The following is a 22,204-nucleotide window of genomic DNA, read 5'->3' as shown; positions in this document are numbered from 1 at the left end:
ACCTGGTTCAATGACTGAACCAAGGGTGGTAACTTCATTGAACCGCCACCGTCATCAGGAGCCGCCCGTGAACCAAAGCGAAACCGAGATCGAGATCCTCGCCGAGAAGATCGCGCGGTGGGCCCGAGCGCGATCCGCGGAAATCGAGCGCGATCGTCGGCTGCCAGACGAGCTGGTGACCCGGCTGCGCGAGGCCGGCTTGCTGCGCGCCACCATGCCGCGTGAGGTTGCGGCGCCGGAGCTGGCACCCGGGCGGGCGCTGCGGTGCGCCGAGGCGGTGGCGCGTGGTGACGCGTCAGCGGGATGGTGTGTGTCGATCGCGATTACCAGTGCCCTGCTGGTCGCCTACCTGCCGGCGCGCAGCCGCGAGGAAATGTTCGGCGGGGGGCGGGGTGTCGCGGCGGGGGTGTGGGCGCCACGTGGCACGGCCCGGTCCGTCGACGGCGGTGTCGTGGTGTCCGGACGCTGGCCGTTTTGCAGCGGGATCAACCACGCGGACATCATGTTCGCCGGCTGCTTCGTCGACGACCGGCAAGTGCCGTCGGTCGTCGCGCTGAACAAGGACGAGCTGCAGGTCCTCGACACTTGGCACACATTGGGTTTGCGTGGCACCGGCAGCCACGACTGCGTTGCCGACGACGTCTTCGTGCCCGCTGATCGCGTGTTCTCGGTGTTTGACGGACCAATCGTGGACCGGCCGCTGTATCGCTTTCCGGTGTTTGGATTTTTCGCGTTGTCGATTGGCGCGGCTGCGTTGGGCAATGCGCGCGCCGCGATTGACGATCTGGTCGAGCTGGCCGGCGGCAAGAAAGGGCTTGGGTCCACTCGGACCTTGGCGGAACGTTCGGCGACCCAAGCCGCGGCGGCAACCGCCGAGTCGGCGCTGGGCGCCGCCCGCGCCCTGTTCTACGAGGTAATCGAGGCGGCCTGGCAGGTCAGCCACGATGCCGAGGCGGTACCGGTGACGATGCGCAACCGGCTGCGGTTGGCGGCCACGCACGCGGTACGGACCTCGGCCGACGTGGTGCGCAGCATGTATGATCTGGCGGGCGGCACCGCCATCTACGACAACGCACCGCTGCAGCGCCGGTTCCGCGACGCATTCACCGCTACCGCCCATTTCCAGGTCAACGAGGCATCACGCGAACTGCCCGGGCGTGTCCTGCTCGACCAGCCGGCCGACGTGTCGATGCTATGACCGATATCGAAGTCGCCCTACCGTTCTGGCTTGACCGCCCCGACCACGAGGCAACCGATGTCGCGCTCGCGGCCGCTGACACGGGTTTCGCTGCGCTGTGGATCGGCGAAATGGCGACCTACGATGCGTTCGCGCTCGCGACCTCGATCGGGCTCCGCACGCCAAACATGACGCTGAAGGTCGGACCGCTAGCCGTCGGCGTTCGCGGTCCGGTGGGGCTGGCGCTAGGGGTCAGTTCGGTCGCTTCTCTCACCGGCTGTCGGGTTGACCTCGCGCTGGGAGCTTCCAGTCCGGCGATCGTGGCCGGCTGGCATGGCCGACCTTGGGCGCACCACGTGCCGGTCATGCGCGAAACCATCGAATGCCTGCGGTCGATATTTACCGGTGCGCGGGTCGAATACAGCGGCCGTCACGTCAACAGCCGCGGATTCCGGCTGCGCGGTGCGGCGCCCGATACGCGAATTGCGTTGGGGGCGTTTGGACCTGGCATGATTCGCCTGGCCGCGCAGCACGCCGATGAGGTCGTGCTCAACCTGGCATCGCCGTTCCGTGTCGGGCGGGTTCGTGCGGCGATCGACAGCGCAGCCGCCGCGGCCGGCCGTGCCGCGCCGCGCCTCACGGTGTGCGTGCCGGTCGCCGTCAACCCCGGTGCGGCCGCGCACTCCCAGCTGGCAGCTCAGCTGGCGGTGTACCTCGCCCCGCCCGGCTATGGCGAAATGTTCAGCGCGCTGGGTTTCGACGGCCTGGTCCGTAGCGCGCGGTCCCGGGCTACTCGCCGCGAACTGGCGGTCGCTGTCCCCAGCGAACTGCTCGACCGGGTGTGTGCGTTGGGTAGCCCCGATCGAGTGGCGGCCCGGCTCCGCGCCTACGCGGATGCCGGTGCCGATTGCGTCGCGGTCGTGCCCGCCACCGCTGAAGACCCGGGGGGCCGGGTGGCTCTGCGAGCGCTGCGACCCGGCGGGCTCTACGGCACCGCTGGCGACAACGACGGCAGACGGTAACCTCGATCGTGATGGCGGAGTCGCGATGAGCGGCGGTCTGTTCGGACTGCTGGACCATGTCGCGGTTCTTGCACGGCTGGCCGCCGCCTCGATTGACGACATCGGCGCCGCCGCCGGTCGTGCGACGGCAAAGGCTGCGGGAGTGGTCATTGACGACACGGCGGTGACGCCGCAATACGTCCACCGGATCACCGCTGAGCGTGAGCTGCCGATCATCAAACGCATCGCGATCGGGTCGGTGCGCAACAAGCTGCTGCTCATCCTTCCCGGTGCATTGCTGCTCAGCCAGCTCGTGCCGTGGCTGTTGACCCCGCTGCTGATGTTGGGCGCCACGTATCTGTGCTACGAGGGCGCCGAAAAGGTGTGCGGCGTCATCGGCGGCCGTGGCCACGACGCCGCGCCGCAGGTCGCCGAACGCGAGCTGGTGGCCGGGGCGATCCGGACCGACTTCATCCTATCCGCCGAGATCATGGTGATCGCCCTCAACGAGGTGGCCGACCAGCCATTCGTGCCGCGCCTCATCGTCCTCGTCATCGTCGCCCTCGTCATCACCGCCGCGGTGTACGGTGTCGTCGCCGTCATCGTCCAAATGGACGACGTCGGCCTGCGCCTCACCCAGACCGCGTCCCGATTCGGGCAGCGGATCGGCGGGGGCCTGGTCGCGGGGATGCCCAAACTGCTATCGGCGCTGTCAGCGGTCGGGATGGGAGCCATGCTCTGGGTGGGCGGCCACATAGTGCTTGTGGGCAGCGACCACCTCGGCTGGCACGCCCCGTACCGCCTGGTTCACCACCTAGATGACCACCTGGTGGGGTCTGCTGGTGGCGCGCTGACCTGGTTGGTCAGCACCGCGGCGTGCGCGGCGACTGGGTTGGTGATCGGAATCGTTGTTGTTGCACTTGTGCACCTGGTTTGCTTTCGACCGCCGAGGTCGCGTTCCCTGTAGCCGTCGCTAGGTCAGGTGGCGGCTTCGCCATCGCCGAAACCGGCCCGTCGGCGCCTGAATCGCGGCCATCACGGCGCTCATCGACGAGGCCGCCGACTTTGTGCGTTCCTTGGGTTCGGCGGCGGGGGGCCTGTCGCCTTCCCACCACGTCGGCTCCAGCAGCGCCGATGTCACCGCAATCGCCGGTTCGACGCTGTCGCGCCCCCACCGGCAAGCCCGGTCGATGGCCGCCGCGGACGGCGCCAGGTTCACCGGCGACAGCGTCGGCTCGAATCGGACGAGGTGGTCGGCGTAGGGCAGGTTGCGCACCATCTGCAGCTGGACCGCCTGGGTGATCGGTACCAGCCACAGATGTCGGGGGTCCCAGTGCGGATGGAAGCAGTCGAACGCCAGATAACACGCGTTGCGGGTGCCGAGCCGCCCGTCGCGGACCCGCTCCCACGCCAATTCGACCGGGACGTTGCTGGCCGCGCCGCCGTCGACCATCGCCGCGACGTCCTGGTCGGCGCACAACTCGTCGAGGATTGGCAGCATCCGCGGGTCGCTGGTTTCGTGGTGCAGCACACCGGGGATGGCCGACGAGAAAGACGCCGCGTCAACGACGTTGACGTCGCGTGTCGCGCCGTCGGCGCTGATGACGATCGGCTTGACCACCCGCAAGTCGATGAAGGCCGCGACTTGCCACATGCGTGCCGCCACCCACGGGCCGATACCGATCGGCAGAAACGGCAGCGACCGCAACGTCAGTGTAGACCGCTCGCGATGGCGGAACCTGGACGGCAGCGCCGCATAAGGCTGCCTGCGCACACCGGCGACGACGACATCGAACGGGATTGCCAGATCCGACATGCGCATCCGTTCGCCGTCCGCACGGCTGAGCAGGGTATGGGCGAACTGGTCGAAGCGCAGGGTGAACATTCCGGCCAACCCGTGGCGGCTGCGCCGCCGCTCCGGGCCCAGGATGGCGCGGTAGGACACCGTTTTGGCCCACTCGGCGTACTCGTCGATCGGCACCGGCAGTTCACGGGCCACCAGGCTGCCGATGATCGACCCGAACGACGAGCCGATCATGTAGTCGGGCACCTGGCCGGCCGCCAGCAGCCGTTGCATGCCGCCGATGTAGACGAAGCCCGCGCCCCCGCCGCCGCCGAGGACGGTCACCAGCTTCTTGTAGCCGACCTCGGCGTCGAGTTCCGTCGCGGAGAAGTCGCTGCCGTGGCGCTCGATGAGCACTCGACGCTGATCGTCCTGGTCGTCGACCAGCGTCGCCAGCACGTCTTTCGCGCCCTCCAGCGCCGTGACCGGATCGGGCTCCTCGCGCAGCGGTGCGTACAACGCGTCGACGACCCGGGACCGCCAAGGCGCGACTTGGCCGCCCACCGAGATGTCCCCGCGACCGCGGCTTCCGCCCGGCCCCGCGGCCCCCGGTTCGAAGTCGGCCAGCCTGGCGAAATTGAGGATGTAGCGCAGCTTGCGCAGCTGTTCGCCGCTCAACACGTCCGGATTGGCTAGGTGGTGCCGGACGAGGCGGTTCTCCATCTTCTGCAGCAGCAGGGCCGGTTCGGCGGCCAGCAGGTCGGCGGGGCTCAGGGATGCGGGGGGCTCCCCGGACTCGTCCTCGAACTCCTCGATCAGGTCGAGCGCTGCCCCGCGGCGACCCAGCCGGCTGAGCATCCCATCGGCAAAGGGGATCGGCATGGGGTCAATCTTCGCGGTTACCGTCCCGGCACTGCGATGGTGGGTAGCGCTGAGCTTCCCGGCCAGCAACCCAGCGGGCTGATTCCCTTGTTGATCGCGGCCGTAATGCAGTTCTGCACCACCACGTTGGGGTCGTCGCTGATCGAGCGGGACAGGATCTCGTTGGCCTTGGCCTGGGCCTCGGCAGTTCGCTGTGCTTCCAGGGCGATCGAGGTCTGCGCGCGCTGCTGGTTGAGCTGGTTGATCTTGTCCTCGGTGCTCTGGTCGTACTGGATGGTGGGCACATTGACATCGAAAATGTCGACCTGCCCGCCCACGTCCTGGCGCAGGATGTCGGCGGCGCGCTTGGCCAGCGAAGGCAGCGGGGACACGTCGAGGTTTCGCGGGTCCAGCGGGTTGAAGCCGGCGAACACCTCGTTGAGCGCCACCGAGAGGTTGCGCTCGATCAGGTTGACGCGCACGTTGTCGAAGGTCTTGTACTGCTGGAACAGTTCCGGGGCAGCGGCCTGCTTGAGTTGCCAGCGGATGCTGACGTCTGCCAGCGCGGTGGATTGATTGCCCAGCCGCACCGTGATGCGCTGATCGGTGTTGCCTTCCTTGACGTACTTGTCGATCTGCACCGCACCATCCATGGGATGGGTCATCTGCCAGGGCCACTTGCCGTGGAAGCCGTTGTTCAGGCTTACGCCGGTGGGACGGCCGAAGGTGGTCATAATCGCGAACTGGCGGGTGCCAACGATGGTGAAACAGCCCAAGAAGAAGAACACGGCCGCCGCTGCCACGGCGGCTATTGTCACTGTTTTGGCCCGGCTGCGCGTCGTGTCATCGGAGGGGAGTCGCCAGAACAATGCCGCGACGCCGGCGACGATCACGCATATCACGACGAACACGATCTGCCATGTCATTCCTGGACTCCTTTGCTGGGTCGGGGAGTACGCGGGCCAGGTGCGTGAAGAATACTGCGCCGCAGACACGTCGGCGGGCTTGGTAGTCGCACTGCAAGGTGAGCGGTGGTAGTTCGAAGAGTCCCGATGGAGGCCCCGGGTGCGCCTATCCTCGATCGCATTTGGAGCCGAATACTGGCTGGCCCCCAGCGGTTTTACGCGCGCACCACAAAACTCGGTTGATCGCTTCCTGTTCAACGTGCCTGGAGCCGTCGACGCGCTGTGCGTGACCCAATCCCGAAGACGTGAAGAGGGTCTTCACGGCGAGCAACTCGGTCCTTCAGCTGACCCCGGCGATGGACCGGCTCACCACGCGATCTTCGGCGAGCACACGCTGGTCAGCATGGAAGGCACCGCGCCGACCGGCGCTACGCCAGCCCGCCCTTCCGCGGAAAGGCGCTGAGGTCCTACGAGCGGGCCATGGAACGCGTGACCGAAAGGCGCTCGCCACCTGGCCAATGGGCGAGGAGGTCCGTTTCCGAGACCGCGCCGGCCCGATCGCGCTCGACATCGTCGCCGAGGTCATCTTCGGGGTCGCCGACAACCCGCGCGCCGAGCGGGTGCGAGCGCGGGCAATCGCCTGGCTGGACACCAGCCGCAGCACGCGGCGGGTGATCCAAACCGCATGGGGCGACAAGCCGCGGCGGCCGCTGGACCCGAAGCTACGACCGGATCACCGGCTCGCGGCTGGCGGTCGAGGCCCTGGTGCAAGAGGAGATCGACGAGCGCCGCCGCATGAACGGGCAACTCAAACACACTCAACGGCAACGGATTACCGGTCGCTGCGCCGGAGGGCCCGATCCCGCTCGATGACGACGAGGGGCTGCGTGCGTACGTTGCGCGCTACCTCGTTCCCGGCATCGTGCGGCTCGCGCCGTCCTAGCGGCTCGGGCCGTGCATCACTTCGGCACCGTCGCCGAATACTGTTCGCGCAGCACCGTTTTGAGGATCTTGCCGGTCGGGTTGCGGGGGATGGCCTCGGCGAAGATCACCTTCTTGGGCAGCTTGTAGCGTGCGAGCCTGGTTCCGCAGTACTCGACGATCTGCTGCTCGCTGACCTCGTTCTGGTCGGCAACGACGATGGCGGCGGCGATCTCGCCCCACTTCTCGTCGGGCAAGCCGATGACCGCCACCTCGCTGACCCCGGGAACGCCGATGATCACACTTTCGATCTCGGCCGGGTAGACGTTCTCGCCGCCGGAAATGATCATGTCCTTCAGCCGGTCCTTGATGTAAAGATAGCCCTCATCATCGATTTCGCCGATGTCGCCGGTCCGGAACCAACCGTTGTCGAAAGCGTCGCGGGTGGCCTCCGGGCGATTCCAGTATTCCTTGAGCAGGATGTCGGACTTGATCACGACTTCGCCTTCGCCGTGCTCGCGGATCACGCCGTCGTCACCGCGCACGGCCACGTCGGTGAACATGGTGGCGCGTCCGGCCGAGCCGGCTTTGCGCAGCGCGTCTTCGCTGAGCAGCAGGGTGCCGCCGCCACAGGATTCGGTGAGTGCGTAACCCTGCACGACCTCGATGTTCTTGGCGGCATAGATCTTGATCAGGGCCTCCGGCATGGGCGCGCCACCGGTGATGAAGTAGCGGAAGTCGGGCGCGTCGAGTTCGGCGAACTCGGGCACCTGGCGCATGAAGTTGAGGATCGCCGGCACGGCGCCACCGATACAGACCCGCTCCTCGACGATCAGTGACCACACCTTCGTCGCATCGAACTGCGGCATCGAGATCAGCGTGACGCCGCGCATGGCGCTGAAGATGACCGTCGTCAACGCCGCCACGTGGAACATCGGCAGCGGTAGCAGCAGGCGGTCGCGGTAGCGCACGTCGATCGTCGAGGCCCAGGAACTGGCCGCCGAATGCACCGATTCGTGGGTATGCACCACTCCCTTGGGATGTCCGGTGGTGCCCGAGGTGTACATGATGAACAAGTTGTCATCGCCGCCGCATTCGACCGCCGGCTCGTCTGCGGCCGCCGACCTCAGGCGTTCGGCCAACGAGTCGGCGCCTATCCAGTCGGTGACCGTGCCCGGAGGGTCGGCCTGCGCCCTGATGGCGTCGATCACCGGCGCCGACGGCGCACCGTAGATCACCACCTTGCTGCCGCTGTCGGACAGGATGAAACTCACCTCGGGTGCGGCGAGGCGGGTGTTGATAGGGACCGCTACCGCGCCGAGCTTGGCCGCGCCATAGAACAGGCAACAGAACTCGACGCTGTTGGGCATCAGCAATGCCACGCGGTCGCCCTTGGCGATCCCCAGCGCGGTGAGCACGTCGGCGCACCGGTTCGCCAGCGCGTTCATCTGCGCGTAGGTCATCCGGACGTCGGTGGACGGCTCGACGTAGGCTTGCAGCCGCGGCGAGACGGTCGCGCGTTGTCTGAGCATCCAGCCAATGTTCTTCATGGGGTTCTCGACTTCGATGTTGTGGGACTCGTTGTGCCGGCTTCGGTTTGGAGCTCGGTGAATGCCCGTTGCATCAGTTCGGCCAGCCGGGAGGGTTCGTGCACGGCTTCCGGTGCCGCGCCGATGGCGATGCACAGCGCGGTGTTGATGCTGGCGAAGGTGACGTTAAGCCCGGCGCCCGGCGGCACGATGGGCAGGCCACTGAACGCCACCAGCGGCGCACCGGCAAGGTAGAGCTGCTCGGTGGGCCCCTTCATGTTTGATATCACCACATTCGCGCTCGGCAACTTGCCGAGCAGGGGCAGGGCGTCCGCCACCGTCAGGCTGCCGAGCAGTAGCAGCGCGTAGGCCTGGCGGGACGTCGTTTGCATGCCGCGCCCTTTGTCCTTCGCGCGTGTGGTCGCCGCGTTGATTTCCTTAAGGCGCTCAACGGGACTCGCCTTGGGTGCACCCATCGGGACCAGTTCGGCGCTCACCCGGTTGCCACCGCCCTCGCCCGACTTCTCACGCAGCGACATCGGCATGAACGCCACCAGCGGCCGGTCGGTGGACGCCTGGTGTTCGGCGAGGTAGTGGTGCAGCGCGTCGTCGATGACCGTCATCACCACGTCGTTGACCGAGGTGCCGGTCGCCTTGGCCAGGGCCTTGACGTCGGCGAGCGGCAACTCGACGTTCCCGTACGCGCGCGCCGCCGATTTCGCCGTGTTGTTGAACAGAGTGCGTCGCGCCGTGAAGGGCAGGGACGCCTTGCGCGCCTTGAGGCTCAGTGCCTGCGCACCAAGGTCCGCCGCGTCCGCGCTGACGCCGAACAGGCCGCTCGGCAGCTTGGTCAGCCCCTTGATCATTCCTTGCAGTTGTCCTTGCAGTTGCGCCCTGCGCGACACCGTGGCGGGGGTGCGCCGTGGCCGGTCGGCGCCCTGCGCCGACATCCAGGGACCGGCCAGCGTCGTGTCGTCCGGTGAATCGGAGAGGAAGTTGCGCATCGCGCGCAGGCCGCCTTCACCGTCGATGAGCGCGTGGTGCACCTTGAGCAGGATCGCGATCCGGCCGCGCTCGATGCCGTCGATGATGTAGCACTCCCACATCGGGTGGCCCCTATCGAGCAGGCCGGTGTTGAGGAACGAGACCGTTTCGTGGAACTGCTGCATGGAACCCGGTGCGGGCAGGGCGAGGTGTCGAATGTGATAGCCCATGTCGGGCTCGACGGTTTCCCACGCCGCAACATCTGTGCCCAGCCATTTCAGCTTGTGATTGAAGGGCTTGGCCGCCTGGCTGTGCCGGTAGGCATCGAACAGGCGCGGCCCGAACGACGATTTCTGTCCTTTCGGCTTTTCGAAGATCGTGTAGGCGGCCATGTGGTTGGGCCGGTTGGCCCGCTCCAGCAGCAGGAAGGACAGATCGATCGGATTGATGCGGGTCATGTGGCCATCTCCTTGGGCGTGGCTTGGGCACGGGCCGCCGCGAGCAGCTCCTCGTGCGAGGCGCGGAAGCCGCCGAGCAATTCCCAGGTGTTCCGAACCGCGACTGCGTCGGCCATTACGCACAGGTTGAACTGGTCGCAATAGCTCCAGACGGTCATGTTGAGCGTGGCGCCGTGGGAGATCTGCCCGGTGGAAAACCACTGGTCGACGCGCCAGCGGCCGAGATACCGCGGCTCACGCGGCCCCGGCACGTTGGACACGACCACGTTCTTGAAGGTGTCGAAGCGGCCCTTGGTGCGCGCGTTGGCACGCGCCAGGCCCGAGATGAGGCGTTCCGGCAGCAGCTCGACCACCGCGCCGACGTCGGCGTCCTTGGTCTGGGCGAAGTGCTGCTTGGTGGCCTCGGCGGCGAGGTGGGTCGCGTGTAGCCGCTCGAGCGGGTCGGCGATGTCGGCGCGTAGCCAGACGTAGTCGACCGACGAGTAGTTGCCGGGGTGGGCGCGCTCGGCCGCCGGGGTGACCGCGAGCGGCATCGTGGCCACCATCGCGTCGGTGGGAGGGGAGCCGCAACGCTCCAGATAGCGACGAACGGCACCGGCCACACACGCCAAAAAGACGTCGTTGATGGTGACGCCCAGCGTCTTGCTCACCTCGCGAACCTCGGCGAGCGGGAACGATTCGCAGGAGAACCGCCGGCTGCGCGACAGCCCGCGCTGAAACGGGCCCGGCGGTGCGGAGCGGTCGAACGTGGGCGGGACGCGCCGGTCGCCGTCTTTGGCGAACTCCCGTTCGATGCGCACCCGATCACGAACGGCCCGCACGGTCGGCGCGATCTTGCCGAGCCTGGAGGGCAGGTCCCGCAGGGCCCAACCGAGGCGTTGCCGGGTGGACGGCAGCGGCGGCGGCTCCCACGGGGGCGCAACCACGGGGGCCTCGTCAGGCGTGTCGTTGTAGAACGCGGCGAGCATGTCCAGCACGCCGACGCCGTCGGAGTAGGCGTGGTGCAGCAGCGTGACCAGGGCGACGCGGCCGCCGTCGAGGCCCTCGACCACCCAGGTCTGCCACAGCGGGCGGTCGCGATCCAGCGGGTGGGCGTAGATCTGCTCGACGAGCGCGCAGAATTCCGCCATCCCGCCCGGGGCGGGACAGACGACCCGGCGCACGTGCGCGTCGAGGTCGAATTCGGGATCCTCGACCCAGATCGGGTGATGCAGGCCCAGCGGTGTGGGCAGGTACCGCAGCCGGAAGACCGGAAGCAGGTGGGCGCGCTCCTCGAACATCTGCCGCGCCTTCGGCCACGACCAGCCGTCCGGGTCGGTCGACGGGTCGAGCACGCTGATCTTGAGGGTGTGGTTGTAGGCGCTGCCGCCGTCGAGATACAGCATCAGCGCGTCAACGCCGTTGAGCCTGCGCATCATCGTCCTCTCTGGATTCGTGGTTGGTGGAAGCTGGTCAGTGCACGATCACGCCCCGAATGTTCTTGCCGTCCCGCAGATCCTGGTAGCCCTGGTTCACCTGTTCGAGGTTGTAGGTGGTGGTCACGAGTTCGTCCAGCATCAGCTGGCCGGCGTCGTAGAGGCGCAGCAGCCGCACGATGTCGTATTGCGGATTGCAGGAACCGAACAGCGAGCCCTTGATCGTTTTCTCGTGCAGCGTCAAATCGGTTCCGGAGACGTGCACGGTGAGTTTGGCCGGGTCCGCCAGCCCGGTGATGACGACGGTGCCGCCCTTGCCGATCACCGCGGTCGCGGCCGAGACCACCTCGTCGTCGACGGTGCCCACCAGGATCAGCGCCGCGTCGGCGCCCTGCCCCCAGGTGAGTTCGTCGACCTTGGCCGCCGCGCTGGCGGCGTCGGCGAAGGCATGGGTGGCGCCGAACTTGAGCGCGGTCTCGCGCTTGAAAGCCACCGGGTCCACCACCACGACGTACTTACAGCCGGCGGCGGTCGCGCCCTGGACCGCGTTGATGCCCAGGCCGCCGACGCCGTAGATGACGGCGGTGTCGCCGGCCCGCAGGTTTCCGGCATTGACCGCGGTGCCCCAACCGGACGGCACGCCGCAGCCCACCAGCACCGCGGTTTCCAGTGGCAGCCAGTCGTCCACCTTCACCACCGAATGCTGCGAGACGGTGGCCCGCTCGGCGAACGTGCCCAGCATGCACATGGCGCCGAAATCTGTTCCCTGGGAATGGAATCGGAAACTGCCGTCCGGCATGCAGCCCTCCAGGATGGTGGCCCCCATGTCGCACAGGTTCTGCCGGCCGGTGCAGCAGTAGCGGCAAGTCCCGCAGTTCGGGATGAAGCTGCACACCACGTGGTCTCCGGGCTTGACCCTGGTGACGCCGGCACCCACCTCCTCGATGACCCCGGACCCTTCGTGGCCGCCCACGATCGGGAACCGCGGTGGTAAATCACCATCGGTGAGGTGCAGGTCGGAATGGCACAGCCCGGCGGCGGTGTATTTGACCAACACCTCGCCCGGACCCGGCCCGTCGAGATCGAGCTCCATCAGCTCGAACGGTTTGCCCGCCTCGAACAGTACCGCCGCGGTGGTTTTCATCGTGGTGTCCCTTTCTAGAACTCTATGGGCCTACTTGGCCCAGGGGAAGAACTTGGCGACGCCGGCGGCAACCAGCCGCTGATACGACGAGCCCATGATGCGCGCGAGCACATCGACGGCTTTGGCCTCCAGGCCGACCACGACGCGGGCCTGGCCCTTGGCGACTCCGTTGACGATGGTTTTGGCGGCCATCTCCGGCGAATGCAGCGCCAGCCGGCGGTCGAAGAACTCCGCGAACGTCTGCTGGTCCTCGCCGTCGGCCACGGTGGCGTTGCGCGCGACGGCGGTTTTGATGCCGCCGGGATGCACGCACGTCACCTTGACCGGATGCCTGGCGACCAGCATCTCCTGGCGCAGCGCCTCGGTGAAGCCGCGCACCGCGAACTTGGCCGCGTTGTAGGCGCTTTGCCCGGGCACCGCGATCAGCCCGAACAGGCTGGAGATGTTGACGATGTGTCCGTCGCCGGAGGCAATCACGTGCGGCAGAAAGGCTTTGGTGCCGTTGACGACGCCCCAGAAGTCGACGTCGATGATGCGCTCGATGTCCTTGAACTCCGACTTGTCGACGTTGCCGTTGTACGCGATGCCGGCGTTGTTGTAGACCTGGTGCACGGTGCCGAAATGTGCGACGACGGCGTCGGCGTGGGCCAGCACCGCCTCGCGTTCGGCGACGTCGAGCCGGTCCGACTTCACCTGCGCGCCGAGCGCTTGAGCCAGGCGCACGGTTTTGGCCAGCCCGTCGGTGTCGACATCGGAAAGGGCAAGCTTTGCGCGCTTCTCGGAGAGGTTGAGTGCCAACGCTCTGCCGATGCCCGAGCCGGCCCCGGTGATGACGGCGACCTTGCCTTCGAATGAGCTCATTTGACTACTCCCCGTGGTTGTCCCTGCGATTGGTGGAGGTGGCCGCGCAGCCTTGCCCCGAGGTCGGCGATCGCGTCGCGGGCTTCGGGGAGCAGACTGACCTGCAGATGGAAGTCGTGCCACATGCCCGCGAACCGGCGATGCTCGATGCTTGTTTTCGAAGCGGCGCAGGCGGTTTCGATCTTGTCCGCGTCAACGCAGATCGGATCGTCGCCCGCGGTCTGCATGACGATGGGCGGCAGGCCGCTCATGTCGCCGTAGACCGGGGAGATACCGGGCAGCCGCGGATCGGAGGACCCTACGTAGCGCGGCGCCCATTCGGTGCACATCGACGGAAGAATGAGCGGATCGCGCAGCGCCGGTCGCGTCGCTTCGATGTCGACGGCGAGATCGGCCCACGGGCAGATCAGGCCGAGTGCGGCCGGGGCCTGGATGCCGCGATCGCGCAGCGCCATGGCCAGCGCCAGGGTCAACCCTCCGCCAGCCGAATCACCGGCGATGACGGTCGTTTTCGGGTCGAGCCCGTCGTCGAGCAAGCGGGTGTACACCGCAGCCATCTCTTCGAGGGCCACTGGATAGTGGGCGTGCGGTGCGCGGGTGTAGTCGGGGACCAGCGCCGTCATTCCGGCCGCCGCCGCGAGCTGGGCGGCCAGGCCGCGGTAGCCCCGGGCGCTGCCCAGGGCGTAGGCACCGCCGTGCAGGTAGATCAGCGTCCCGCTGGTTGCCGCATGGGGGGGTTGCACCCGCTGGACCGGGACACCGGCGATGCTGACGCGCTGAAAGCGGGTGCCCTTGGGGGCGCGCGCGCCGGCCGTCAGCGTCGCCAGCAGGACTCGACGGCCGGCAATACCCAGCCGGCGGGAAGCGAACAGTGGCCGGGCACCACGTAATACGGACCGGATGACGTTTTTGCGCAGGTTCATGATGCTCAGGCCGCCGCGTGGTCTTGGGCCGCTGCGGCGAAGTGCAGCACGCCGTCATCGATGGGGTCTTCGAGCAGGATCTTGGCGTCCTTCTCGTAGTGCATGAGCACCCTCCACGGATGCTTGGAGCCCTGGCGCGGCATGATGTCCTGGCCGCGCTTCACATAGCCGGAGTTCAGCTGGTCGAACATGCCAACGTCCAGCGCGCAGTCCTGCGCATCGCGCGGCGTTGCCACCGTGTAGCCGTTGTCGGCCATGTGCCGCAGCAGCCGGCACAGGTAGGCGCCGGCGATGTCGGACTTCAGGGTCCATGACGCGTTGGTGTAGCCGATGATCCAGGCCAGATTGGGGGCGTTTTCCAGCAGCACACCCTTATAGGTCATCTTCTCCGGCAGCTGGTATTCGGCGCCGTCCACGATGAGTCGCATCCCGCCCAGCATCTGGATGTTCAGACCGGTCGCGGTGACGATGATGTCGGCCTCGATCTCCCGGCCGGACTTGCACAGGATGCCCTTCTCGGTGAAGGTCTCGATCTGATCGGTCACCACCGACGCCGCGCCCGAGGCCAGCGTCTTAAACAGATCGCCGTTGGGCACGGCGCACAACCGCTCGTCCCACGGCAGGTAGTTCGGGGTGAAGTTGCTCATGTCCACGGAGCGGCCGAGGCGGCGTCGTACCTCCCACAGCAGCAATCGCCGCATCAGCTTGGGCCAGCGCCGGCAGGCCTGGTAGAGCTTTCGCTGGATGGCGATGTTGCGCCTGCGGCCAAACTCGTAGACCCAGCGATCCGGCAGGAAGCGGCCCAGGACTTCGGAGATCTTGTCGACCGCCGGCAGCGAGAAGATGTACGACGGGGATCGCTGCAGCATCGTCACGTGCGCGGCACTGCCGGGGTTGGAGCCGGCCATCGCCGGAACCAAAGTGACCGCCGTTGCGCCGCTGCCGATGACGACGACCTTCTTGCCGGAATAATCGAGGTCTTCGGGCCAGTGCTGCGGGTGCACGCACCGGCCGCCGAACCGGTGCACGCCGGGGAAGTCCGGCAGATAACCCGCGTCGTAGTTGTAGTAGCCGGTGCAGCTGATGAGGTAATCGCAGGTGTAGGTCCGGGTTTCGCCGGTCGCCTCGTGCACGCCCGCGACGGTCCAACGGCACTGCCGGCTCGACCACTCGGCGGTGTTGACCTTCAGGCCGTAGTGAATCTTCTCGTCGACGCCGAACTCCGTGGCGGTGTCGGCGATGTACTGCCGGATCGACGCGCCGTCGGCGAGCACCTTCACGTCGCGCCACGGGCGGAACTTGTAGCCGAAGGTGAACATGTCGGAGTCCGAACGAACTCCCGGGTAGCGGAACAAGTCCCAGGTGCCGCCCAGGCGCTCCCGTCGTTCCAGGAGGGCGATTGTCTTGTCGGGGAACTCGGCCGTCACGTGACAGGCCGTCCCGATGCCGGATAGGCCGGCGCCGATGATCAGGACGTCGAAATGCTGGTTCATGGCTCCAGCATGGTGGAGGACCCCCGCCACGTATTGACACTTTGCGACAGCCTTTTATCATTTTCCGACAGGAGGTGATGGAGCTGGGCAGCCTCATCCGCGCCACCAACCTGTGGGGGTACACCGACCTGATGCGCGAGCTCGGCGCGGACCCGCTGCCGTTTCTGCGGCGCTTCGACATCCCGCCGGGCATCGAACACCAAGAGGACGCGTTCATGTCGCTGGCCGGGTTCGTGCGCATGCTGGAGGCCAGCGCCGCCGAGCTCGATTGCCCGGACTTCGGACTACGCCTTGCACGCTGGCAGGGCCTGGGCATTCTCGGCCCGGTAGCGGTGATCGCGCGCAACGCTGCCACCTTGTTCGGCGGGCTGGAGGCGATCGGTCGCTACCTCTACGTCCATTCGCCCGCCCTGACGCTGACGGTTTCATCAACTACCGCACGGTCCAACGTCCGGTTCGGCTATGAGGTGACCGAACCGGGGATTCCCTATCCGCTGCAGGGATACGAGCTGAGCATGGCCAACGCCGCCCGGATGATCCGCCTGCTGGGCGGACCGCAGGCGCGGGCGCGCGTTTTCTCGTTCCGACATGCGCAACTGGGCACCGACGCCGCCTACCGCGAAGCGTTGGGTTGTACCGTTCGGTTCGGCCGGACATGGTGCGGGTTCGAGGTGGACCACCGGCTCGCCGGTAGGCCCATCGACCATGCGGATCCGGAAACCAAGCGCATCGCCACGAAATATTTGGAATCCCAATACCTTCCGAGCGATGCCACGCTCTCCGAGCGGGTCGTCGGGTTGGCCCGCCGCCTGCTGCCGACCGGCCAATGCAGCGCCGAGGCCATCGCCGACCAACTCGACATGCACCCACGAACGCTGCAGCGGCGCTTGGCTGCCGAGGGCCTCCGGTGCCATGACCTCATCGAGCGCGAACGCCGTGCGCAAGCGGCAAGGTACCTCGCCCAACCGGGGTTGTATCTGAGCCAAATCGCGGTGCTGCTCGGCTATTCCGAGCAGAGCGCGCTCAACCGGTCGTGCCGGCGCTGGTTTGGGATGACACCCCGGCAGTATCGAGCCTATGGTGGGGTCAGCGGTCGGTGAAACGGGTGGTGAAACCCCAGCCCCGACTGACAGAAGCGGTTCGCATTGGGGACGCCCGAATCATGGATAATCCATGACACTGGGGTGCTGCGCGCGGCGGCCGCGGCTTCACTGCTAGTGGTCTGCTATTGGTTGAGGAGGTCCTCGACGAGGAGCCTCGACCGGTCGGTGATGGTTTCGGCGGGAAAGTAGCGTGCGACAATCTCCCATACGCCGGCCGCGCTGGTGATTCGCAGCCGATCGAGCAGGAGGCGAATGTCTTCGCCGTCACGCACGCCGCGTGCCGCAACGACTTTCATCGCGAGAAGGTGCTGCGCGGGTGTGGCTACGACATGCAGGAATGGGTGATCGAAAACGGGGGCGCCTTCACCTGGTGTGCGGGAGACGTAACCGCTGGCCTGATTGTTGAGCCACGTTCGCGGCCAACCCATTTCGTCAGCGACCTCACGAATCGCTTCGAGCATAGGCCCGTCAGTTGAGAACAACGCGTCGATATCGCGAGTGGTGACACGGGAGTTGTAGGCGAGTAGCATCGCCGCCCCGCCGACAACGTGCACCTGACCGACAACGCCTCTGCGTTCCAGCTTGGCCGCCAGGGCAGTGAACGCCCGCTGGAGCTCGGTTCGGTTGAACACCGGTTCGGGCATGACACACACTCCATCGCTCGTGAGGTCGTGGCGATCTAGGTAAATGCCGCGGCGCCGGAACGGCGCCGGCGTCCACACGGCGGCAAACGCTCGTGCCGACGGGAGGTCGCTGACCCACCAGGCCGTGTCCAGAAACCGTTCGATACTCACCGACCACAAGGGTCCAGGCCGGCCCCAGCGCGCCGAAATGTATTCCGCAGCCGCGGCCAACAAAGCATCGAACCGGTGCTCACCGATCAGCGCGGGCTCGTCAACGATGAGATCGAGCGCGGATGTCCCGGTCTCATCGGCGCCGCGGAGGAACTCGAAGAAAATGCGCAGTCGTGCCCGCTCATCTTCGGTCTCTCCGATCGCGGCACCCGTCTCGGCCATGGTGAACGCTTGTGCGGCCGGCACGAGATGGTTGGCGGTTTTGAGGTCGGTGCGCGCACCCTGGCGCAGGGTGACCGCCTTGATCGCCTGCGCGGGGTAGCCGCTGACCCGGTGAATGTGGCGGCTCGACAGGATAGCGCGAGCGCGCGACGCGCTCACGCCCCAATGGCGCGCCGCGCGTTCCACCGTCCACAGATCGCTCGGCCCCATCAGCGTCAACATACGAGCGAACTGCTCGTATGTCAACTGGTGCCGGTCCTTCCCTCCGTTGGTCTGGGAACGGAGCTTTTGCGTGCGGTGGGTATCGAGCCGCGACGCCGCGGCTTGGCGATAGTGTGGGGTCACCGGCGATGAAACTGGTGGTGATACCCTCCCGGCCGAGGATAGTGACCGTCGATGACCGACGTTGATCCGCACGCGACGCGGCGGGACCTGGTCCCGAATATTCCCGCGGAACTGCTTGAGGCTGGATTCGACAATGTCGAGGAGATCGGGCGCGGCGGATTCGGCGTCGTCTACCGCTGCGTCCAGCCCTCGCTGGACCGCGCCGTCGCCGTCAAGGTATTGAGCACCGACCTGGATCGGGACAATCTCGAGCGCTTCCTGCGCGAGCAGCGGGCCATGGGCCGCCTTTCCGGGCACCCGCACATCGTGACCGTCTTGCAGGTGGGCGTGTTGGCGGGTGGGCGGCCCTTCATCGTGATGCCCTACCACGCCAAGAATTCGTTGGAGACGCTGATTCGCCGGCACGGGCCGCTGGACTGGCGCGAGACGCTGTCGATCGGCGTCAAGCTCGCGGGAGCGCTGGAAGCCGCGCATCGCGTCGGCACCCTGCACCGTGACGTGAAGCCGGGGAATATCCTGCTGACCGACTACGGGGAACCGCAGCTGACCGATTTCGGAATCGCCAGAATCGCCGGGGGTTTCGAGACGGCGACCGGGGTGATTGCCGGTTCCCCGGCTTTCACCGCGCCGGAAGTTCTCGAAGGAGCATCGCCGACGCCCGCCTCTGACGTGTACTCCCTGGGCGCGACGTTGTTCTGTGCGCTGACCGGCCATGCCGCCTACGAGCGCCGCAGCGGTGAGCGGGTGATCGCCCAGTTCCTGCGGATCACCTCGCAGCCGATCCCCGACCTGCGGAAGCAGGGACTGCCCGCGGACGTGGCCGCCGCCATCGAACGGGCGATGGCCCGCCATCCGGCGGATCGTCCCGCGACCGCGGCAGACGTTGGCGAGGAGCTTCGCGACGTTCAGCGCCGCAACGGCGTCAGCGTCGACGAGATGCCCCTCCCCGTCGAGCTGGGCGTGGAACGCCGACGCTCGCCCGAGGCGCACGCGGCGCATCGGCATACCGGCGGCGGCACCCCGACGGTCCCGACGCCTCCGACACCCGCGACCAAGTACCGGCCGTCGGTGCCCACCGGCTCGCTGGTCACCCGCAGCCGGCTCACCGACATCCTGCGCGCCGGCGGACGGCGCCGGCTGATCCTCATCCACGCGCCCTCGGGATTCGGCAAAAGCACCCTGGCGGCGCAATGGCGGGAAGAGCTCTCGCGCGACGGCGCCGCGGTCGCCTGGCTGACAATCGACAACGACGACAACAACGAGGTGTGGTTCTTGTCGCACCTGCTCGAGTCGATCCGGCGGGTCCGGCCCACGCTGGCCGAGTCGTTGGGGCACGTGCTCGAAGAGCATGGGGATGACGCCGGCCGCTACGTGTTGACTTCGCTGATCGACGAAATCCACGAAAACGACGACCGGATCGCGGTGGTGATCGACGACTGGCATCGGGTGTCCGACAGCCGCACCCAAGCTGCCCTGGGTTTCCTGCTGGACAACGGATGTCACCACCTGCAGCTCATCGTGACCAGCTGGTCTCGCGCCGGTTTGCCGGTGGGCAGGTTGCGGATCGGCGACGAACTAGCCGAGATCGATTCGGCTGCTTTGCGCTTCGATACCGACGAGGCCGCCGCGCTGCTGAACGATGCTGGTGGTCTGCGATTGCCGCGCGCAGACGTGCAGGCGCTGACTACCTCTACCGACGGGTGGGCCGCGGCGCTGCGGCTGGCCGCGCTGTCGCTGCGCGGCGGGGGCGACGCGACCCAACTCCTGCGCGGACTTTCCGGCGCCAGTGACGTGATCCACGAATTCCTGAGCGAAAACGTGCTGGACACCCTGGAACCCGAACTGCGCGAATTCCTACTGGTGGCATCGGTCACCGAACGCACGTGCGGCGGGCTGGCCTCGGCGCTGGCCGGGATCACCAATGGGCGGGCGATGCTGGAAGAGGCCGAGCACCGCGGCTTGTTCCTGCAACGGACCGAAGACGACCCGAATTGGTTTCGCTTCCACCAAATGTTCGCCGACTTTCTCCACCGTCGCCTCGAACGTGGCGGGTCGCACCGGGTGGCGGAACTGCACCGCAGGGCATCGGCCTGGTTCGCCGAGAACGGCTACCTGCACGAAGCCGTCGACCATGCACTGGCCGCGGGCGATCCCGCGCGCGCCGTCGATCTTGTCGAGCAGGATGAAACGAACCTGCCGGAGCAGTCAAAGATGACCACACTTCTGGCAATCGTGCAGAAACTGCCGACGTCGATGGTGGTTTCACGGGCCCGGCTCCAACTCGCCATCGCGTGGGCGAACATTCTGCTGCAACGGCCGGCGCCGGCCACCGGTGCCCTGAATCGTTTCGAAACGGCCCTTGGCCGGGCCGAGCTTCCCGAGGCGACGCAGGCGGATCTGCGGGCCGAGGCAGACGTGTTGCGGGCGGTCGCCGAGGTGTTCGCAGACCGGGTCGAGCGCGTGGATGACCTTCTCGCCGAGGCAATGTCGAGACCGGACACCCTGCCCCCGCGAGTCCCCGGGACCGCCGGCAACACCGCGGCGTTGGCCGCGATCTGCCGCTTCGAGTTCGCCGAGGTATATCCACTGCTGGACTGGGCCGCGCCCTACCAGGAAATGATGGGACCGTTCGGCACCGTTTATGCGCAGTGCTTGCGCGGCATGGCGGCCAGGAATCGGCTCGACATTGTCGCTGCGCTACAGAACTTCCGAACGGCGTTCGAGGTCGGCACGGCAGTGGGGGCCCACTCGCACGCGGCGCGGCTTGCGGGTTCGCTGCTCGCCGAATTGCTCTACGAGACCGGCGATCTGGCCGGGGCTGGTCGTCTCATGGACGAGAGCTATCTGCTGGGTTCCGAGGGGGGTGCAGTGGACTACCTGGCCGCCAGGTACGTGATCGGCGCGCGGGTCAAGGCGGCCCAGGGGGATCATGAGGGTGCGGCTGATCGCCTGTCCACCGGAGGCGATACTGCCGTCCAGCTGGGGCTGCCGCGCCTGGCTGCCCGAATCAACAACGAGCGGATCCGGCTGGGCATCGCGCTACCTGCGGCGGTGGCCGCCGATTTGCTGGCACCCCGCACCATCCCCCGCGACAATGGAATCGCCACCATGACAGCCGAACTCGACGAGGACTCCGCGGTGCGCCTGTTGTCCGCCGGCGACTCCGCCGATCGTGACCAAGCCTGCCAACGGGCCGGTGCTCTCGCCGCCGCCATCGACGGTACGCGCAGACCGCTGGCGGCGCTGCAGGCGCAAATACTTCATATCGAAACGCTTGCCGCCACCGGACGGGAATCCGATGCGCGAAACGAACTGGCGCCGGTAGCCACGAAGTGCGCCGAACTCGGGCTGTCACGTCTGCTGGTCGATGCGGGACTGGCCTAACTCGCGGCCGGCCGTATCGTCGTGCAGATCTTGCAGCCACAAGACGATGGGAGCAAGCATGCAATTCGGTGTCCTGACGTTCGTCACCGACGAGGGAATCGGCCCGGCGGAGCTGGGTGCGGCACTCGAGCACCGCGGGTTTGAGTCGCTGTTCCTCGCCGAGCACACCCATATTCCCGTCAACACGCAGAGCCCCTACCCGGGCGGTGGCCCAATTCCGGAGAAGTATTACCGCACCCTGGATCCCTTTGTGGCGTTGGCGGCCGCGGCAGCTACCACCCAGTCACTGGTGTTAGGCACCGGCATCGCGCTGATCCCGGAACGCGATCCGATCGTCACGGCCAAGGAGGTCGCCTCGCTGGATCTGGTGTCGCAGGGACGGTTTCGCTTCGGCGTGGGTGTGGGCTGGTTGCGCGAAGAAGTCGCCAACCATGGTGTGGACCCTGCGGTGCGCGGACGTGTGATCGATGAGCGGTTGCGCGCGATAATCGAGATCTGGACGCAGGAGCAGGCGGAATTCCATGGGACATATGTGGACTTCGATCCGATCTACTGCTGGCCGAAGCCGGTGACAAAGCCCTATCCTCCGCTGTATGTGGGCGGGGGACCGGCGAACTTCCCGCGGATAGCCCGGCTCAATGCCGGGTGGATCGCGATCAGTCCATCACCGCAGCGGCTGTCGGGTCCGCTTCAGCGGTTGCGCGCCATGGCCGGGGGCGACGTGCCGGTGACCGTGTGCCAGTGGGGTGAAGCGGCGGCTAAAGACCTTGAGGGATACCGGCATCTAGGGGTGGAGCGGGTTTTGCTGGAGCTGCCGACCGAGCCTCGCGACCCGACGCTTCGATATCTGGACAAGCTTCAGGCCGAGCTAGCGCGGCTGGCGTAGTTGGACGGGTCGCCG

At 67.0% G+C, this 22,204-nt stretch carries 16 protein-coding genes; 6 read left to right on the top strand and 10 right to left on the bottom strand.

Translation table 11 applies throughout. The features are described 5' to 3' along the window. Positions 1–67 precede the first annotated feature (67 nt). The 3 genes from Rv3094c to Rv3092c are packed head-to-tail and all read left to right on the top strand — an operon-like array spanning position 68 to position 3,145. On the top strand, positions 68–1,198 hold the full coding sequence (locus Rv3094c; RefSeq protein NP_217610.1) for a hypothetical protein: 1,131 nt from the start codon (positions 68–70) through the stop codon (positions 1,196–1,198). Next, entirely contained in the window at positions 1,195–2,199 is a 1,005-nt protein-coding gene (locus tag Rv3093c; RefSeq protein NP_217609.1) for an oxidoreductase, read from the top strand. Before Rv3094c ends, Rv3093c begins: the two co-directional genes overlap by 4 nt. Before the next feature lie 25 nt (positions 2,200–2,224). Then, positions 2,225–3,145: an integral membrane protein gene (locus tag Rv3092c; RefSeq protein NP_217608.1), complete on the top strand. Its 921-nt coding sequence runs from the start codon at positions 2,225–2,227 to the stop codon at positions 3,143–3,145. 6 nt (positions 3,146–3,151) lie between these two features. Here the strand turns inward: Rv3092c and Rv3091 are convergent, their stop codons facing one another. From Rv3091 to Rv3083, 9 genes are all read right to left on the bottom strand, one after another. Next, the gene (locus tag Rv3091; RefSeq protein ID NP_217607.1) at positions 3,152–4,843 is read right to left on the bottom strand and encodes a hypothetical protein; all 1,692 of its coding nucleotides are present in this window, start codon (positions 4,841–4,843) and stop codon (positions 3,152–3,154) included. 17 nt (positions 4,844–4,860) lie between these two features. Continuing rightward, entirely contained in the window at positions 4,861–5,748 is an 888-nt protein-coding gene (locus tag Rv3090) for a hypothetical protein (protein NP_217606.1), read from the bottom strand. Between the two features lie 938 nt (positions 5,749–6,686). Then, the gene (gene fadD13, locus Rv3089; protein NP_217605.1) at positions 6,687–8,198 is read right to left on the bottom strand and encodes a long chain-fatty-acid--CoA ligase FadD13; all 1,512 of its coding nucleotides are present in this window, start codon (positions 8,196–8,198) and stop codon (positions 6,687–6,689) included. Continuing rightward, positions 8,195–9,619, bottom strand: a complete 1,425-nt coding sequence (gene tgs4, locus Rv3088; protein ID NP_217604.1) for a diacyglycerol O-acyltransferase — start codon at positions 9,617–9,619, stop codon at positions 8,195–8,197. The genes fadD13 and tgs4 overlap by 4 nt, the downstream gene beginning before the upstream one ends. After that, positions 9,616–11,034 (bottom strand): diacyglycerol O-acyltransferase, encoded by a 1,419-nt coding sequence (locus Rv3087; RefSeq protein NP_217603.1) that lies wholly within the window; start codon positions 11,032–11,034, stop codon positions 9,616–9,618. The genes tgs4 and Rv3087 overlap by 4 nt, the downstream gene beginning before the upstream one ends. Positions 11,035–11,071: 37 nt before the next feature. Beyond that, a complete protein-coding gene (adhD, locus tag Rv3086) occupies positions 11,072–12,178 on the bottom strand; it encodes an alcohol dehydrogenase D (protein NP_217602.1) in 1,107 nt (368 codons plus the stop codon). Positions 12,179–12,208: 30 nt separating this feature from the next. After that, positions 12,209–13,039, bottom strand: a complete 831-nt coding sequence (locus Rv3085; protein ID NP_217601.1) for an oxidoreductase SadH — start codon at positions 13,037–13,039, stop codon at positions 12,209–12,211. Further along, entirely contained in the window at positions 13,036–13,962 is a 927-nt protein-coding gene (gene lipR, locus Rv3084) for an acetyl-hydrolase LipR (RefSeq protein ID NP_217600.1), read from the bottom strand. The genes Rv3085 and lipR overlap by 4 nt, the downstream gene beginning before the upstream one ends. A 5-nt stretch (positions 13,963–13,967) precedes the next feature. Next, the gene (locus Rv3083) at positions 13,968–15,455 is read right to left on the bottom strand and encodes an FAD-containing monooxygenase MymA (protein NP_217599.1); all 1,488 of its coding nucleotides are present in this window, start codon (positions 15,453–15,455) and stop codon (positions 13,968–13,970) included. 77 nt (positions 15,456–15,532) lie between these two features. Here Rv3083 and virS point away from each other — a divergent pair, with 77 nt between their 5' ends. After that, entirely contained in the window at positions 15,533–16,555 is a 1,023-nt protein-coding gene (gene virS, locus Rv3082c; RefSeq protein ID NP_217598.1) for an HTH-type transcriptional regulator VirS, read from the top strand. Between the two features lie 125 nt (positions 16,556–16,680). Here virS and Rv3081 read toward each other — a convergent pair whose 3' ends face one another. Beyond that, entirely contained in the window at positions 16,681–17,919 is a 1,239-nt protein-coding gene (locus Rv3081) for a hypothetical protein (protein ID NP_217597.1), read from the bottom strand. Positions 17,920–17,970: 51 nt separating this feature from the next. On the opposite strand from Rv3081, the gene pknK reads away from it, so the two are divergent. Together pknK and Rv3079c are read left to right on the top strand one after the other, a co-directional pair. Then, complete coding sequence (pknK, locus tag Rv3080c; RefSeq protein ID NP_217596.1) at positions 17,971–21,303, top strand: serine/threonine-protein kinase PknK; 3,333 nt, start codon at positions 17,971–17,973, stop codon at positions 21,301–21,303. 58 nt (positions 21,304–21,361) lie between these two features. Next, complete coding sequence (locus Rv3079c; RefSeq protein NP_217595.1) at positions 21,362–22,189, top strand: hypothetical protein; 828 nt, start codon at positions 21,362–21,364, stop codon at positions 22,187–22,189. The last annotated feature ends 15 nt before the right edge of the window (positions 22,190–22,204 follow it).

The organism is Mycobacterium tuberculosis H37Rv (assembly GCF_000195955.2).
Lineage (GTDB): Bacteria > Actinomycetota > Actinomycetes > Mycobacteriales > Mycobacteriaceae > Mycobacterium > Mycobacterium tuberculosis.
This window is presented reverse-complemented; position numbering and strand designations above follow the sequence as displayed.